The sequence below is a fragment of the Nesiotobacter zosterae genome (assembly GCF_033843645.1).
Classification (GTDB): domain Bacteria; phylum Pseudomonadota; class Alphaproteobacteria; order Rhizobiales; family Stappiaceae; genus Pseudovibrio; species Pseudovibrio zosterae.
In genome coordinates this window covers 67885-82629 of sequence record NZ_JAWXVZ010000011.1, presented here as the reverse complement: position 1 = coordinate 82629, position 14745 = coordinate 67885, and the positions used below count along the sequence as shown (strand labels likewise).

Genomic DNA, 14745 nt, shown 5'->3' with positions numbered 1-14745 from the left:
GCTCGCATTTCGGGTGGCTATTCACCCGCCATGCCCCTACTCTCACATTCCTTCAAGAGAACGGGAAGCGACCCAACAGGGGCATAGGAGTATCTTCGGTGTTGAAACAAGGCGCGTTGGACAAGGAAGCCCTGCAGCAAGTGTCTTTTGATCAGACCTTTGAGGACTATCAGGTCGTGCGCCAGACCCTGAAGACCATCACGGAAACATGGCGCAGTCAGCCATCTCTGGAACAACTCGCCGCAGATGTGCAGCTCCAGCCTATTCAGTTGCAGCGGGTATTTTCTCGCTGGGCTGGCATTACGCCGAAGCAGTTCCTTCAGGCGATCACCCTGGACCATGCCCGCGCCCTTTTGCGGGATGCCGCTTCTGTGCTCGACACGTCCTATGAGGTGGGTTTGTCCGGCCCCTCACGCCTTCACGATCTGTTCGTCACCCACGAAGCCATGACCCCCGGTGATTATCGCAAGCGCGGCGAAGGCCTTGTGATCCACTTTGGCTTTCACCCTTGCCCGTTCGGCTATGTGCTTCTCATGACAACGGATAAAGGCCTTGCAGGGCTTGCATTTGCCGACCCGGGTGAAGAGCAGGCCGCCCTTGAGGACATGACGCGGCGCTGGCCTGCTGCGGCCTATGAAGAAAGCCTTGAGAAGACAGCACCCTATCTCGATCGGGTGTTCAATCCGGATATGTGGTCGCCGGAGACGCCCTTGCGGCTGGTCTTCATAGGTACAGACTTTGAAGTCCGCGTTTGGCAAACCCTTCTGAAGATCCCCATGGGCAAGGCCACCACCTATTCAGATATCGCTGCAAACATTGGCAAACCGTCGGCCAGCCGTGCGGTAGGTACGGCTGTTGGCAAGAACCCCATCTCGTTTGTGGTGCCTTGTCATCGCGTCCTCGGGCGCTCTGGTGACATGTGTGGCTACCACTGGGGCGTCACCCGAAAACGCGCCATTCTGGGCTGGGAAGCGGGCCTGAGCGGTGCCGTCCTTGAAATGGAATCTCAGGGTCAGTTTTCGTTCTAAGAGGCGAGGATGGAGATGCGAGATCACCAGCTCCTGGCTGTGTGGTGACCTCAAACAAATCTCAAAAAACCGATGCCTTGGCAAAACCGCTCAAAGCAGAAAATCCGGGATCAGTCCCTCATGGGCAAGATGAGTGCGGTGGCTTTCAAAACGGTCAATAGGCGCTCCGCCGTGCTGTAGATATTTTCGGTAGATGGTAGCCACAAAAACGTCTGCGGCGGAGAAAGACAAACCGCAGCAGAACGCACTGTTGCCCCACAGCAGAGGCGTCATCGTCAGTAGCTGGCCGCCAATCCACCCTGCCCGCAGCTGTTTCTTGTCTGCCTCCGTAAGGTCGGGGCGCAGAAACTTCAGCACAGTCCGGTTCTGCGGACTGTGAATGGTCGAGCCCACATGAGAGCAGATCGCCCGAATTTCTGCGCGCTCGCTGGCGCTTGAGCCGAGAACGGGTTTCTCCGGGAAGCACTCCTCCAGATATTCAATGATCGCCATGGATTCGACGAGGGTATGCCCCTCATGAACAAGGGCGGGCACAAAGCCAAACGGATTGATCTGGTCCCGGTAGGTGGTCTTCAAGGCCTCGTTGGAAACCTCTACGCGCTCCCACTCAAGCGCCTTGTGCGAAAGCACCCATTCAACGCGTTCCGAACTGTTGGACCCAAGAGCACTGTAAAGCGAAATAGTCATAATAAGCCAGCTAATCAAATACTCGAAAAAACAGCGGGGCTCGAAAACCCCGCTTGAAAACTCGGTGATCTTTTAAAGATCAAAGCCCAGAAGATTGCCGACCGTGAACACGTCCTTGTCGCCGCGCCCGCACAAGTTCATCACGATGATCTGATCCTTGTCCATCTGCGGTGCCATCTTGATCACCTGGGCCAGCGCATGGCTCGGTTCCAATGCCGGAATGATGCCCTCTACGCGGGTCAACATCTGGAACGCGTCCAGTGCTTCGCTGTCGGTGATCGGCACGTAAGTTACCCGGCCCGTATCCCGCAGCCACGAGTGTTCAGGACCGATGCCCGGATAATCAAGACCGGCAGAAACGGAGTGGCCCTCAAGGATCTGACCGTCGTCATCTTGAAGCAGATAGGTCCGGTTGCCATGGAGAACACCTGGCTTGCCTGCATTCAGGGAGGCGCAGTGTTCTTCGCCCTCAAGGCCCTTGCCGCCTGCTTCAACGCCGTAGATCTTGACGGAATCGTCGTCAAGGAACGGGTGGAAAAGACCAATGGCGTTGGAGCCCCCGCCAACAGCAGCCACAATGGCGTCTGGCAAACGACCTTCCATCTCCATAAGCTGCTTCTTGGCTTCATCACCAATCACAGACTGGAAATCGCGAACCATCTCCGGATAAGGGTGTGGGCCTGCCGCTGTCCCAATCAGGTAGTAGGTGTCTTCCACGTTGGTCACCCAGTCACGCAGCGCCTCATTCATGGCATCTTTCAGCGTGCCTGCCCCTGCCGTCACAGGAACAATCTCCGCACCCAGAAGCTTCATGCGGAATACATTTGGCTTCTGACGTTCAACGTCGGTCGCGCCCATGTAAACAACACAAGGCAGGCCGAAGCGCGCACAAACCGTGGCTGTTGCCACGCCGTGTTGACCAGCGCCGGTCTCGGCAATGATGCGGGTCTTGCCCATGCGCTTTGCCAGCAAGATCTGGCCCAGACAGTTGTTGATCTTGTGAGACCCGGTGTGGTTCAGCTCATCGCGCTTGAAGTAGACCTTCGCGCCGCCCAGCTCCTCAGTGAGGCGCTCTGCAAAATACATCGGAGACGGACGCCCGGTGTAATGGGTGTTCAGCGTCTTGATCTCTTCCGTAAACGTGGGATCGTTCTTGGCGTCGTTGTAAGCCTTTTCCAGATCCAGAATGAGCGGCATAAGCGTTTCGGCTACAAAACGACCGCCGTAAATTCCGAAGTGACCATCTTCATCTGGTCCGGAACGCAGTGTGTTTACCTGTTGGTTCATCGGCTCGATCCCAATTCTCAAGAAAGTGCTGTCCGTGCGCGTTGCACGAACTCTTTTATCAGGGCGACGTCTTTCACACCCTTCTCGCGCTCAACACCGGAGGAAACATCCACTCCGGGCGCGCGGGTGATGCGAAGCGCATCCGCCACGTTTTCAATCGTCAATCCGCCAGACAGCATATAAGGCGTATCCAGCTTCAAGTCTTCCAATAGGTGCCAATCAAAGGAAACCCCGTTGCCGCCGGGGCGGTTTGCGTCCTTTGGCGGTTTGGCATCAAACAGCAGCCGGTCCACCACCCTGTCGTAAGGTGTCACCGCGTCCAGGTCGTCTTTGGACGAGATGCCAAAGGCTTTCATCACGGGCGTTTTGAAGATCTCGCGTACTTCCGCACAGCGCTCTGGGCTTTCAGAACCGTGAAGCTGCAAAAGGTCCGGCTTCAATGTGGAGACGATGTCTTCAAGCGTTTCGTTGCTGGCGTTCACGGTCAGCGCCACAATCTGCACCTTACCGCGCACAGGCTCCGCAAGGTGGGCTGCGGCTTCAGTGGAAACATTACGCGGGCTCTTCGGGAAAAAGACAAAGCCGATCATATCTGCACCCGCTTCGGCAACTGCGTCAACAGTCTCAGGTGTCGAAAGACCACAGATCTTGATTAAAGGCGGTGTCATGGATTTATCCCGATTAGTCTTCTCGATATAGGCCTCTTAGACCAGACTTCCAGCAAAGTCACGGTGTGCTGACCTCAACAATGCCCCCGAAATCACTCAGATTTTTAAGGGGTATCGCGTCGGCAGCATCCAAAGCGCTGGCCAAGAGGGCGGCGCGCGGCCGCCCTTGGCATTGTTCAGGTCACATTATAGGCCGCAATGGCCGCCATATTGAAGATGTCGCTGTCCTTCGCTCCCATGGGCACAATCTGCACCGGACGATCGAGCCCAACAAGTAACGGCCCAATCAGGGTGCTGCCACCCAGCTCCTGCAACATGCGTGTAGAGATTGAGGCGGCGTGGAACGCCGGCATCACCAGCACGTTCGCTGGTCCTGTCAGGCGGCAGAACGGATAGTTCGACATCTTGTCCATGTTGAGCGCGATGTCTGCACCCATTTCCCCGTCGTACTCAAAGTCCACCCGGCGGCGATCCAGAATTTTCACCGCTTCCTGAAGGCGCGTGGTGCGCTCGCCGGCGGGATGACCAAACGTGGAATAGGCCAGCATGGCAAGGCGCGGCTCATAGCCGAGGCGGCGCGCAACGTGGGCGGCTTCTTCGGCAATGTCCGCCAGCTCCTCGGAGGTTGGCATCTCATGCACAGCTGTATCTGCCACAAGAACCGTGCGGCCGCGATTGATCACCAGAGAAACACCGATCACGCGATGACCGGGCTTTTCGTCAATGCACTTGCGAATGGTCTCTAGCGCCACGGAGTAGTTGCGGGTAAGGCCCGTTACCATGCCGTCCGCATCACCTCGCGCCACCATGATGGAAGCCCAGTAGTTGCGATCGTTGTTGACAAGGCGTTGGCAATCCCGCTGCAGGTAGCCCTTGCGCTGCAAGCGGGAATACAGGAACTCGGCATAAGAACCGGCTTTGCTTGACACCCGCGCGTTTTCGATCTTGATCCCCGGGCGGTTGATGTCCACGCCCGCAGAGGCGGCATTGGCGCGGATTTCATCTTCACGGCCCACGAGGATCGCTTCCCCCAACCCTTGGTTCACAAAGGTAGAGGCGGCACGGATGACCGCATCCTCTTCCCCTTCGGCAAACACAATGCGCTTTGGCGCTTGGCGAACTTTGGAAACGATGCGCTGCAAGGTTCCGGCAATCGGATCGCGGCGGCCTTGAAGGCGCGCTGCATAGGACTGCATGTCCACGATTGGGCGCTTGGCCACGCCGCTGTCCATGGCAGCTTGCGCCACAGCAGGCGGGATCGTGGAGATAAGACGTGGGTCAAACGGCACGGGAATGATGTATTCCGGGCCAAACCGGGGGCGGGTCCCCCGGTAGGCGGCGGCCACTTCATCCGGCACATCTTCGCGCGCGAGCTGTGCCAACGCCTCTGCACAGGCAATCTTCATCTCGTCGTTGATGGTCGTGGCGTGAACGTCCAGCGCTCCGCGGAAAATGTAGGGAAAGCCAAGAACGTTGTTCACTTGGTTCGGATAGTCAGACCGGCCCGTGGCCACAATGGCGTCATCCCGAATTTCGTGGGCTTCTTCCGGGGTGATTTCCGGGTCCGGGTTCGCCATGGCGAAGATGATCGGGTTCGGTGCCATGCACTTCAGCATCTCGGCCGTCAGTGCGCCCTTCACGGACACCCCAAGGAACACGTCCGCATCCTTGAGCGCCTCAGCCAATGAGCGGCGATCGGTTTCCACCGCATGTGCGCTCTTCCACTGGTTCATCCCCTCTGCGCGGCCCTTGTAGATCACGCCTTTGGTATCGCACAACAGCACGTTCTCATGGGGCACGCCCATGGCCTTGATCAGCTCAATACAGGCAATGCCCGCTGCGCCAGCGCCGTTACACACCACCTTGATGTCTTTAACATCGCGGTTCGTCAGGTGCAGCGCATTGATCAGGCCTGCGGCCGCGATGATCGCCGTGCCGTGCTGATCATCGTGGAACACCGGAATGTCCATCACTTCGCGCAGCTTCTGTTCAATGATGAAGCAGTCCGGAGCCTTGATGTCTTCCAGATTGATGCCCCCGAAGGACGGGCCTAGAAAGCGAACGGAGTTGATGAACTCGTCCACGTCGTTGGTGTCGACTTCAAGGTCGATGGAGTCCACATCCGCAAAGCGCTTGAACAGAACCGCCTTGCCTTCCATCACCGGTTTGGAGGCCAGTGCCCCCAAATTGCCAAGCCCCAGGATCGCTGAGCCGTTGGAGATGACCGCAACCATGTTGCCACGCGTTGTATAATCGAAGGCGCGGTTGGGGTCCTCTGCAATGGCCCGCACTGGCACCGCCACACCGGGCGAATAAGCCAGAGACAGATCCCGCTGCGTTGTCATGGGTTTGGTTGGTACAACTTCCAGTTTTCCGGGCTTGCCTTCCTGATGGAACAACAATGCATCCTGATCTGTGAAGCTCACATTATTTCCCGTCGACTTTTCCGACATTCGGTACGTCCCCCCGACCCTGTTCGCAGCTTTTCACTCTTGTTTGGCCCGTGACATTATCCCCGGAAATAACGGGTAACAAGGTCATATAGGGAAGCAGCCTCGTGAAAGGCACAATTCGTTTTGCTAGTGTCTGCGCCATGACGACAGCAGAAGCAAATACCTCCGCGAGCGACAAGGGGCGCGTAACCCCTATGATGGCTCAGTACATCGAAATAAAGACCGCAAATCCAGATAGCCTTCTGTTCTATCGGATGGGCGATTTCTACGAATTGTTTTTTGAAGACGCGGAGATTGCCTCTCAGGCGCTGGGCATCACTCTGACCAAGCGCGGCAAACATCAGGGTGACGATATTCCCATGTGCGGCGTGCCGGTTCATGCTGCCGATGACTATCTGCAAAAGCTGATTGGTCTTGGGCATCGGGTTGCTGTGTGTGAACAGACCGAAGACCCGGCAGAAGCAAAAAAGCGCGGCTCCAAATCCGTGGTACGCCGTGACGTTGTTCGTCTCGTCACGCCGGGCACTTTGACCGAAGACCGCCTTCTGGACGCCCGCCAACATAATTTCCTCTGTGGCATTTCCCGCACCAAGCTTGGCGCTTCAGGTGAAGCAAGCCTCTTCGGTCTGGCATGGATTGACATCTCAACCGGCATTTTCCGCGTGGCGGAAACCGATGATGTCCGCCTCGGCGCGGATCTAGCGCGCATCGATCCCTCGGAAATTGTTGTGGCGGACGGCCTGTTGCAGGAGCCGGAACTGCGCGTGGTCCTTGAACAAGCCTCAGGAGCGCTCTCTCCGGTACCACGCACCTTCTTTGAAGGCTCCACCGCTGCGGATCGCGTTGCCCAGTTCTTCAACGTGCGCACACTGGATGGCTTTGCCAACTATTCACGCGCCGAGCTTAGCGCCGCCGCTGGCATTCTGGCGTACATCGAAAAGACACAGCTTGGCGAACGTCCCCCCATCGAGCCGCCGCAAAAGGAATCCTCCAGCGGTCAGATGCTGATCGATCCGGCGACACGCGCCAATCTGGAGCTGACCCGCACCCTTGCAGGTGACCGCCGAGGAAGCCTGCTGTTTGCGATCGACAAGACCATCACCGGGGCGGGCTCCCGTTTGCTGACCAGCCGTCTTGCCAGCCCGCTGACAAACCCCTCTGAGATCCATCACCGGCAGGAATCCCTCGCTTATTTCGTGGCCGACACAATGTTGCGGGACGATGTGCGCGGCCTCTTGAAAGCCGCGCCGGACATGTCCCGTGCTCTTTCCCGTCTCGCCGTGGATCGCGGCGGGCCGCGCGACCTTCAGGCCATTTCACAGAGCTTGAAGTCCGCCCGTGACATCGCCGGGCTTATCGCGTCCAGCAGCGCGCTGCCGGAAGAGCTACAGCGTGGTCTTGCCGCTCTGGAAGCCGCGCCTCATGCTCTGGGTGAAAAGCTTGATCAGGCAATCGCCGAAGATCCCCCACTGTTGAAGCGGGATGGCGGCTATGTGGCACGCGGTTACAACACCGATTTGGATGAGCTGAAAGCCCTGCGCGATGAGAGCCGCAAGGTGATCGCTCAGATGCAAGCCGATCTGTCGCAGGAGCTGGATGTCCGCTCGTTGAAGATCAAGCACAACAACGTGCTTGGCTGGTTCATCGAAGCGCCAACCGCTCAGTGCGACGCCATGAAGAACAATCCGGAGCGCTTCATTCACCGCCAGAGCATGGCGGGCGCCATGCGCTTCACCACGACTGAACTGGCAGAGCTTGAATCCAAAATCGCCAATGCCGGGGAGCGCGCGCTCGCCATAGAGCTGGAGATTTTTGCGGAATTGGCCAAGGCGGTCGTTGCCGCCACGGCGGAAATCAAGGCCGCGTCCGATGCGCTCGCCATGTTGGACGTTTCCAGTTCACTGGCTGTGCTTGCTGAGGCTGAGAACTACACCCGCCCCGTGATTGATGACAGCTTGTCCTTCGAAATCGTCGGCGGCCGTCATCCGGTCGTGGAACAGGCGCTGGCCAAGTCCTCCGGCGAGCCGTTCGTTGCCAACGATGCTCAGCTGGGACCGCAGGACGGCGCAGATCTGGGGCAGATTTGGCTGATCACCGGTCCAAACATGGCCGGTAAGTCCACGTTCTTGCGGCAAAACGCGTTGATTGCCGTCCTCGCGCAGATTGGTGCGTTTGTCCCGGCAAGCTCTGCCCACATTGGTGTGGTAGACCGGCTTTTCTCCCGCGTGGGCGCAGCAGATGATCTGGCCCGGGGCCGCTCCACCTTCATGGTGGAAATGGTTGAAACGGCAGCCATTTTGAATCAGGCCACCGAGCGGTCGCTTGTCATTCTGGATGAAATCGGCCGTGGCACCGCAACGTTTGATGGACTCTCTATCGCTTGGGCGGCCATTGAGCACTTGCACGAGCAAAACCGCTGCCGTTCGCTTTTCGCCACCCACTACCATGAGCTGACGGTGCTTTCCAAAAAGCTGAGCCGCCTTAACAATGCGACAGTGCGGGTCAAGGAATGGAACGGCGACGTGGTGTTCCTGCATGAAATCGTACCCGGCGCGGCCGATCGCTCCTACGGTATTCAGGTGGCTAAGCTTGCTGGTCTGCCCGCGAGCGTGGTGCATCGTGCCGAAGGTGTCTTGAAGCAGCTGGAAGAGCAGGACCGCAAGGCCCCTTCCGAGGCGCTGATTGACGACCTGCCGCTGTTTGCGGGCATCTCAAAGCCACTGGATCAAATCCCGGAGACGCCGCCAGCGCCTCCTCCTGCTGCTGTGGAGCTGGCGGAGATGATCAAGGCGATGGATCCGGACGACATGACCCCTCGCCAAGCTCACGACAGCCTCTACGCCTTGAAGCAGAAGCTGCGCGAACTGGGAAGCTAAGCGGCTTTGGAGCGCTGGGCTTCAAACGAGCCGAACTCGTAGGCGCTCATGCTCAGGGTGCTGTAGGTGTAGCTGTGATGAATGCGACGGCCGCGGGCATTGGCGCCTGCGGCCCCGCAAACCACCGCAAGCGGCAGCAAATGCTCGTCCGTTGGTAGAGCGCGGGTATAGTCCGGATGGCTGGACAGGTTGATGACGGAGTTCGCGTCCGCCCGCTCCATGGCTTCTTTCACATGCTCATCAAAGTCCAGCGCCCACTGCGGTGTAGGGGTTTCGTCGCTTCCAAGCTCTTTGAAGTTATGGATTGTGGCACCTGTGCCGATGATCAGAATGTCATTTTCTGCAAGCGGCGCCAGCGCCTTGCCAAGCTCGTAGCTGTCCATCAGATCATAATGTTTCGGAATCGAAACTTGTACAACGGGGATGCCACCTTCGGGGTTGGACAAGGACAACGGAATCCACGCGCCGTGATCAAGGCCCCAGCCGCTGTCTTCCTGAATGGCAAGGCCCGCCCGGCAGGTGGTGCGCAGCACATGATCTACCAGACAACGCTTTGCTTCTGCAGCATATTTGATCTTGTAGAGCTGATCGGGAAATCCGCGAAAATCATGTATCGTGTCCAGCACGCCGGGCGCGGAAACCTTCAGCGTATCGGTCTGCCAATGGGGAGAAATCATCACCACAGAGGCGGCGCTTCGAATGCGGTCTCCGATCCCGCTCAAGAATTCAGTAGCAGGTCCGGGCTTCAAGACCAGATCAGGTGCTCCATGGGGAAGGAACAGAGGGTTCTGTTTCATGTGAAACCTGCGCTTCCATATTTTCTTAAATCACTTGGCTTCACTCTACAATTGTCTCTGATTATAAGTTAATAGAGTTATTTTTGAAATCACTGTTCATCATATATGTACAATAGAGGGTTCCAAACATCGTGTTTTGCCTCTGGAATTATGCAGGGTCTGCTGTTAGACCTATGTCGAATAACTGACCGGGCGACACATGACACCATCATTGAAAATCAAGCGACTGGCCCATGCAGAAGGTTTGCAGCTGCCAGCCTACGAGTCTCGCGAAGCAGCGGGCATGGATCTGCGTGCAGCCATCGAGAGCACCCTCACATTGAAGCCAGGTGAGCGGGCCCTCATCGACACAGGCCTTTCCATGGCCATTCCCCATGGTTTTGAGGGTCAGGTGCGGCCACGCTCAGGCCTTGCCGCCAAGCATGGCGTCACCGTGCTCAACACGCCAGGCACCATCGATTCAGACTACCGTGGTGAGGTGAAGGTCATTCTGATCAATCTGGGTCAGGAAGAGTTTGTGGTTGAGCGCGGCATGCGCATTGCCCAGCTTATCATCGCGCCGGTCACACAGGCGCACATTCTGGAAGTTGCCCATCTCGATGACACCGAGCGTGGCGGCGGCGGCTTTGGTTCTTCAGGCACCCACTAGGGAACAAGAGGCATGACACCGAAACTGATCATCTTTGATTGTGACGGCATTCTGGTTGACACGGAAAAGGTCGCCAACGAGGTGCTCTCCGGCTTCATCGCCCGTGCCGGCCTGACCATTACGCCGGACGAGTGCCACCTGCGCTTCACGGGCCGCACGCTGGACACCATCCGGAGCCTTCTCATCGAAGAAGAAGGTCTTGATCTGGAAGAGGATTGGGCCGATCAGGTGCGCGCCGCCGATCTGGAGGCGTTCCAGAGCGGCATTGAGGCCATCCCCGGCATCAAGGATGTAGTGGAACAGGTGCGCGCCAGAGGCATTCCCTACTGCGTTGGGTCCTCCGGCAAATATGAGAAGATGAACATGACCTTGGCAAGCGCGGGTCTGCTCGACTACTTCAAGGATGTGCTCTACTCGGCGCAGGATGTGCCACACGGCAAACCCTCTCCTGATATCTTTCTTTATGCGGCTAAGGGCATGAAAGTCGACCCGAAGGACTGCATCGTGATCGAAGACAGCTTGCCTGGCCTTCAGGCTGCTCGAGATGCGGGCATGGCGGCGTTTGGCTATGTGGCCGATCCCCTTTCCAATCCGGAAAAGGTTCGCGCACTGGGGGCAATCCCCTTCGAGCGCATGGAAGATTTACCAGCCCTGCTCGGCCTTCCCGGCGCGTAAAGCGCATTGGTTCTGCAAGATGGTTCTAATCAGCGCGCATATTGGAATGAATTTCTATGGAACTGCGAAAATTTAATCTCGTTTTTCCATAAATCCAAACTCTGACGCGCCCGTAAACCTCGCAGGTTGCATTCTGAATCACTAGATTGATCTCCAAGACATTTAATGTTGCAGTAGCGCAGCGTTTCACACCTTGGAGATCCGTCATGAGCAATCCAGAAGTTGGCCGCGGTAAGATTTTTGGTTCGATCACCGAGACCATTGGCAACACGCCACTCGTTCGTCTCGACCGCCTTGCCGAAAAGTATGGCGTCAAAGCCAACATCCTCGCCAAGCTTGAGTTCTTCAACCCGATCGCCAGCGTGAAAGACCGCATCGGGGTTGCCATGATCGAAGCCATGGAAGCGGAAGGCACGATCACGCCCGGCCAGACCACGCTCGTTGAGCCCACATCTGGCAACACCGGCATTGCGCTGGCATTCGTTGCGGCTGCGAAAGGATATAAGCTCATCCTCGTCATGCCAGAAACCATGTCCATAGAACGTCGCAAGATGCTGAAGCTGATGGGCGCTGAGTTGGAGCTCACGGAAGGGCCAAAGGGCATGAAAGGCGCGATCGCGCGCGCCAACGAGCTGGTGGAAGAAATTCCCGGCGCAATCATCCCGCAGCAGTTCGAAAACCCGGCCAACCCGGAGATCCACCGCAACACCACGGCGCTGGAAATCTGGAACGACACCAACGGTGAAGTGGATGTGTTCATCTCCGGCATTGGCACCGGCGGCACCATCACCGGCGTTTCTCAGGTACTGAAGGAAAAGAAGCCTTCCGTTCATGTTGTCGCGGTTGAACCGGAAGACAGCCCGGTTCTTTCTGGCGGAGAGCCCGGCCCCCACAAGATTCAGGGCATCGGCGCGGGCTTTGTCCCGGGTGTTCTGGACACTGAGGTCTACGATGAGGTCGTCAAGGTAAGCAATGACGATGCCTTTGCCCGCGCCCGTGAAGTGGCCAAGCTGGAAGGTGTACCGGTGGGGATCTCATCCGGCGCAGCGCTCACAGCCGCGGTTCGCGTTGGTCAGCGCGAGGACATGGCAGGAAAGAACATTGTTGTCATCATCCCAAGCTTTGCTGAGCGCTATCTCTCAACCGCTCTGTTTGAAGGCCTCGAATAAGCCAACGGATTGATGATTCACGTGAAATAGGGAGGCCATTGGCCTCCCTTGTGCGTTTGGGCTCAGGTTGGCGGTGTACCGTTTTCCTGAAGCACCTCGCCTGCCAGATAAAGCGAACCGCAAAAGAGAACGCGCCCAGGCGACATCTGATCCGCCAGATGGCCCTTCAGCTCTCTCAGCGCTTCATCCAGCGTCTCGCACGGTGTTGCCTCGATACCGGCCTGCCGAACGTACTGTGCCAGCTCAGCGGGGCTGCGTCCCAGTGAGGTGGTTGTCAGCGGCACGGTGAGTACATGTCGGGCCAAACCTTCAAAATTGGCAAAGAAACCAACCGGATCCTTGGTCTTCATCATTCCGGCAACAAGAAACAGCGGACGAGAGCTTTGCTCTTCCAGGTCCGCCATGAACGTGGCGGCAACCTGCCCCGCTCCCGGATTGTGGCCCCCATCCACCCAGATGTCAGTGAGCAGTGGCAATTCGTCCACCAGGCCGCCATCGGTAAGGGATTGCATGCGCGCTGGCCAGTTCACATTGCGCAGGGCCTTTTCCACCTGGGGTGAGAACGCGGTTGGATCCTGCAAAAAGCCTGCCGCCCGCACGGCAGCCAGAGCCACACCAGCGTTTTCCAGCTGGTGCCTTCCCGGCAATTTGGGCAGTACCAGATCGAACAGACCGTTCTCATCCTGATAAACAAGGCGGCCGCGCTCTTCATAGGCACTGAACTCTTGCCCGAACAGCTGAAAAGGCGCCTTGTTGCGCGCTGCTTGCCGCTCCAGCACTGGCAGCACCGCTTCTTGCTGGGTTGCGCTGATCACCGGACGCTCTGGCTTGATGATGCCCGCCTTTTCCTTGGCAATGCCTGCAAGGTCGTTGCCAAGGAAGTCCTCGTGGTCCAGAGAAATTGGCGTGATGATGCTGACCAATGGATCGGGAATGACGTTGGTTGCGTCCAAAATACCGCCCAGTCCTACTTCCAGCACCACAACATCCGCCGGCTCTCTGGCAAACAGCCAGAACGCGGCAGCCGTGGTCGCCTCGAAAAAGGTGATGGCCTGCCCGTCTGCTGCGGTCTCCACCGCCTCCAGCGCTTCAAGAAGCTTGCGGTCACTCACAAACGCGCCTTTTTCGCCAAGGCGGATACGTTCATTGAACCGCACCAGATGTGGTGAGGTATAGACGTGAACCCGCTTTCCTTCCGCCTCCAGCAGCGCGCGAACAAACGCGCCCGTGGAGCCCTTGCCGTTTGTCCCGGCGATATGAAACACCGGCGGCAGCGCGAGATGCGGGTTGCCGAGCTTTTCCAGAAGCCGAAGAATGCGATCCAGCGAAAGGTCAATCTCGGCAGGATGCAATGTCATCAGGCGCTTCAGGGCGTCTTGCACGCGGGTCTGCACTTTCGTCATCACAGGGAACACTCCTGCCTTACAAAAAAGTCCGGCAAAAGGCCGGACTTTTAAAGCTTCAAATGGCAGCTTCGAGGTCAGGCGCTGGCAGCGTCTGCGCTCTCTTTTTCTGCGGGAGCCTCAAGGGCCTTTGGTTCGTCCTCCGCTGCATCCAGCTTCGGCAGCGCAGGTTCGCGCTTCATGAAGATGTTGCAGAGGTTGGAAATGGTATCGCGCATCTCATGGCGATGCACCACTTTGTCCACCATGCCGTGGTCAAGCAGGTATTCTGAGCGCTGGAAGCCTTCAGGAAGCTTTTCGCGAATGGTCTGCTCAATCACACGCTGGCCGGCAAAGCCGATCAGCGCACCCGGCTCCGCCAGATGTACGTCACCCAGCATGGCGTAGGACGCCGTCACGCCGCCAGTCGTCGGGTTGGTCAGAACCACGATGTATGGCAGGCCTGCTTCGCGCAGCATCTGCACCGCAACGGTTGTGCGCGGCAGCTGCATCAGGGAAAGGATGCCTTCCTGCATACGCGCGCCGCCGGAAGCAGCAAACATGACAAACGGTGTCTTGTTCTCAACGGCTGTTTCCATGCCCTTGATGATCGCTTCACCAGCGGCCATGCCCAAAGACCCACCCATGAAGGCAAAGTCCTGCACGGCAACGGTCATGTCAGTGCCATGCACCTTGCCCTGAGCCACCAGAACGGAATCGTCCAGCTCAGTCTTGGTCTTGGCGTCCTTCAGTCGGTCCACGTATTTCTTTTGATCGCGGAACTTCAGAGGATCCTGAGCCACTTCTGGTGTTTTGATCTTGGTATACGCACCTTCGTCGAAGAAGTACTCTAGGCGCTTCTTCGCGGTGATGCGCATATGGAAGTTTGAGTTCGGCACGACCCACTGGTTGGCTTCCAGGTCCCGATGGAAAACCATTTCCCCGGTTTCCGGGCACTTGATCCAGAGGTTCTCCGGCACATCGCGCTTTTCCCAAAAGCTGCGGATCTTTGGCCGAACGACGTTATTAATCCAGTTCACGGGCAACCCTGCCAGTTGTTGATGTTATGATCGA

General features: G+C 57.6%; 12 protein-coding genes. 5 read left to right on the top strand and 7 right to left on the bottom strand.

Annotation, left to right across the window (positions count from 1 at the left end; genetic code table 11):
- Positions 1 to 116: 116 nt before the first annotated feature.
- Complete coding sequence (locus Q3Y58_RS16155; protein WP_413697836.1) at positions 117 to 1028, top strand: methylated-DNA--[protein]-cysteine S-methyltransferase; 912 nt, start codon at positions 117 to 119, stop codon at positions 1026 to 1028.
- A 90-nt stretch (positions 1029 to 1118) separates the two neighbouring features.
- Here the strand turns inward: Q3Y58_RS16155 and Q3Y58_RS16150 are convergent, their stop codons facing one another.
- The 4 genes from Q3Y58_RS16150 to Q3Y58_RS16135 form a co-directional block, all read right to left on the bottom strand.
- Complete coding sequence (locus Q3Y58_RS16150; protein ID WP_319622941.1) at positions 1119 to 1715, bottom strand: glutathione S-transferase family protein; 597 nt, start codon at positions 1713 to 1715, stop codon at positions 1119 to 1121.
- 72 nt (positions 1716 to 1787) lie between these two features.
- The gene (trpB, locus tag Q3Y58_RS16145) at positions 1788 to 3002 is read right to left on the bottom strand and encodes a tryptophan synthase subunit beta (protein ID WP_274217680.1); all 1215 of its coding nucleotides are present in this window, start codon (positions 3000 to 3002) and stop codon (positions 1788 to 1790) included.
- A gap of 17 nt (positions 3003 to 3019) precedes the next feature.
- A complete protein-coding gene (locus Q3Y58_RS16140) occupies positions 3020 to 3670 on the bottom strand; it encodes a phosphoribosylanthranilate isomerase (protein WP_319622940.1) in 651 nt (216 codons plus the stop codon).
- Positions 3671 to 3846: 176 nt separating this feature from the next.
- On the bottom strand, positions 3847 to 6123 hold the full coding sequence (locus Q3Y58_RS16135) for an NADP-dependent malic enzyme (RefSeq protein ID WP_319622939.1): 2277 nt from the start codon (positions 6121 to 6123) through the stop codon (positions 3847 to 3849).
- Positions 6124 to 6263: 140 nt separating this feature from the next.
- Here Q3Y58_RS16135 and mutS point away from each other — a divergent pair, with 140 nt between their 5' ends.
- Entirely contained in the window at positions 6264 to 8999 is a 2736-nt protein-coding gene (mutS, locus tag Q3Y58_RS16130; protein ID WP_319622938.1) for a DNA mismatch repair protein MutS, read from the top strand.
- Here mutS and Q3Y58_RS16125 read toward each other — a convergent pair.
- Positions 8996 to 9796 (bottom strand): DODA-type extradiol aromatic ring-opening family dioxygenase, encoded by an 801-nt coding sequence (locus Q3Y58_RS16125; RefSeq protein ID WP_319622937.1) that lies wholly within the window; start codon positions 9794 to 9796, stop codon positions 8996 to 8998. The two genes, mutS and Q3Y58_RS16125, sit on opposite strands and share 4 nt — an antisense overlap.
- 199 nt (positions 9797 to 9995) lie before the next feature.
- On the opposite strand from Q3Y58_RS16125, the gene dut reads away from it, so the two are divergent.
- The 3 genes from dut (at position 9996) to cysK (ending at position 12289) form a co-directional block, all read left to right on the top strand.
- On the top strand, positions 9996 to 10445 hold the full coding sequence (gene dut, locus Q3Y58_RS16120; RefSeq protein ID WP_319622936.1) for a dUTP diphosphatase: 450 nt from the start codon (positions 9996 to 9998) through the stop codon (positions 10443 to 10445).
- A gap of 12 nt (positions 10446 to 10457) precedes the next feature.
- The gene (locus Q3Y58_RS16115; protein WP_319622935.1) at positions 10458 to 11120 is read left to right on the top strand and encodes an HAD family hydrolase; all 663 of its coding nucleotides are present in this window, start codon (positions 10458 to 10460) and stop codon (positions 11118 to 11120) included.
- Positions 11121 to 11326: 206 nt separating this feature from the next.
- Positions 11327 to 12289 carry a cysteine synthase A gene (gene cysK, locus Q3Y58_RS16110; protein WP_319622934.1) on the top strand — a complete coding sequence of 321 codons (963 nt, stop codon included), beginning with the start codon at positions 11327 to 11329 and terminating at the stop codon, positions 12287 to 12289.
- Positions 12290 to 12351: 62 nt separating this feature from the next.
- Here cysK and Q3Y58_RS16105 read toward each other — a convergent pair whose 3' ends face one another.
- Entirely contained in the window at positions 12352 to 13692 is a 1341-nt protein-coding gene (locus Q3Y58_RS16105) for a bifunctional folylpolyglutamate synthase/dihydrofolate synthase (protein ID WP_319622933.1), read from the bottom strand.
- Between the two features lie 77 nt (positions 13693 to 13769).
- The gene (gene accD, locus Q3Y58_RS16100) at positions 13770 to 14711 is read right to left on the bottom strand and encodes an acetyl-CoA carboxylase, carboxyltransferase subunit beta (RefSeq protein WP_274217688.1); all 942 of its coding nucleotides are present in this window, start codon (positions 14709 to 14711) and stop codon (positions 13770 to 13772) included.
- Positions 14712 to 14745: the final 34 nt, after the last annotated feature.

Coding starts and splice junctions, on each gene's coding strand:
- Q3Y58_RS16150 (WP_319622941.1), bottom strand. CDS start 1,715: ATGACTATTTCGCTTTACAGTGCTCTTGGGTCCAACAGTTCGGAACGC.
- trpB (WP_274217680.1), bottom strand. CDS start 3,002: ATGAACCAACAGGTAAACACACTGCGTTCCGGACCAGATGAAGATGGT.
- Q3Y58_RS16140 (WP_319622940.1), bottom strand. CDS start 3,670: ATGACACCGCCTTTAATCAAGATCTGTGGTCTTTCGACACCTGAGACT.
- Q3Y58_RS16135 (WP_319622939.1), bottom strand. CDS start 6,123: ATGTCGGAAAAGTCGACGGGAAATAATGTGAGCTTCACAGATCAGGAT.
- mutS (WP_319622938.1), top strand. CDS start 6,264: ATGACGACAGCAGAAGCAAATACCTCCGCGAGCGACAAGGGGCGCGTA.
- Q3Y58_RS16125 (WP_319622937.1), bottom strand. CDS start 9,796: ATGAAACAGAACCCTCTGTTCCTTCCCCATGGAGCACCTGATCTGGTC.
- dut (WP_319622936.1), top strand. CDS start 9,996: ATGACACCATCATTGAAAATCAAGCGACTGGCCCATGCAGAAGGTTTG.
- Q3Y58_RS16115 (WP_319622935.1), top strand. CDS start 10,458: ATGACACCGAAACTGATCATCTTTGATTGTGACGGCATTCTGGTTGAC.
- cysK (WP_319622934.1), top strand. CDS start 11,327: ATGAGCAATCCAGAAGTTGGCCGCGGTAAGATTTTTGGTTCGATCACC.
- Q3Y58_RS16105 (WP_319622933.1), bottom strand. CDS start 13,692: ATGACGAAAGTGCAGACCCGCGTGCAAGACGCCCTGAAGCGCCTGATG.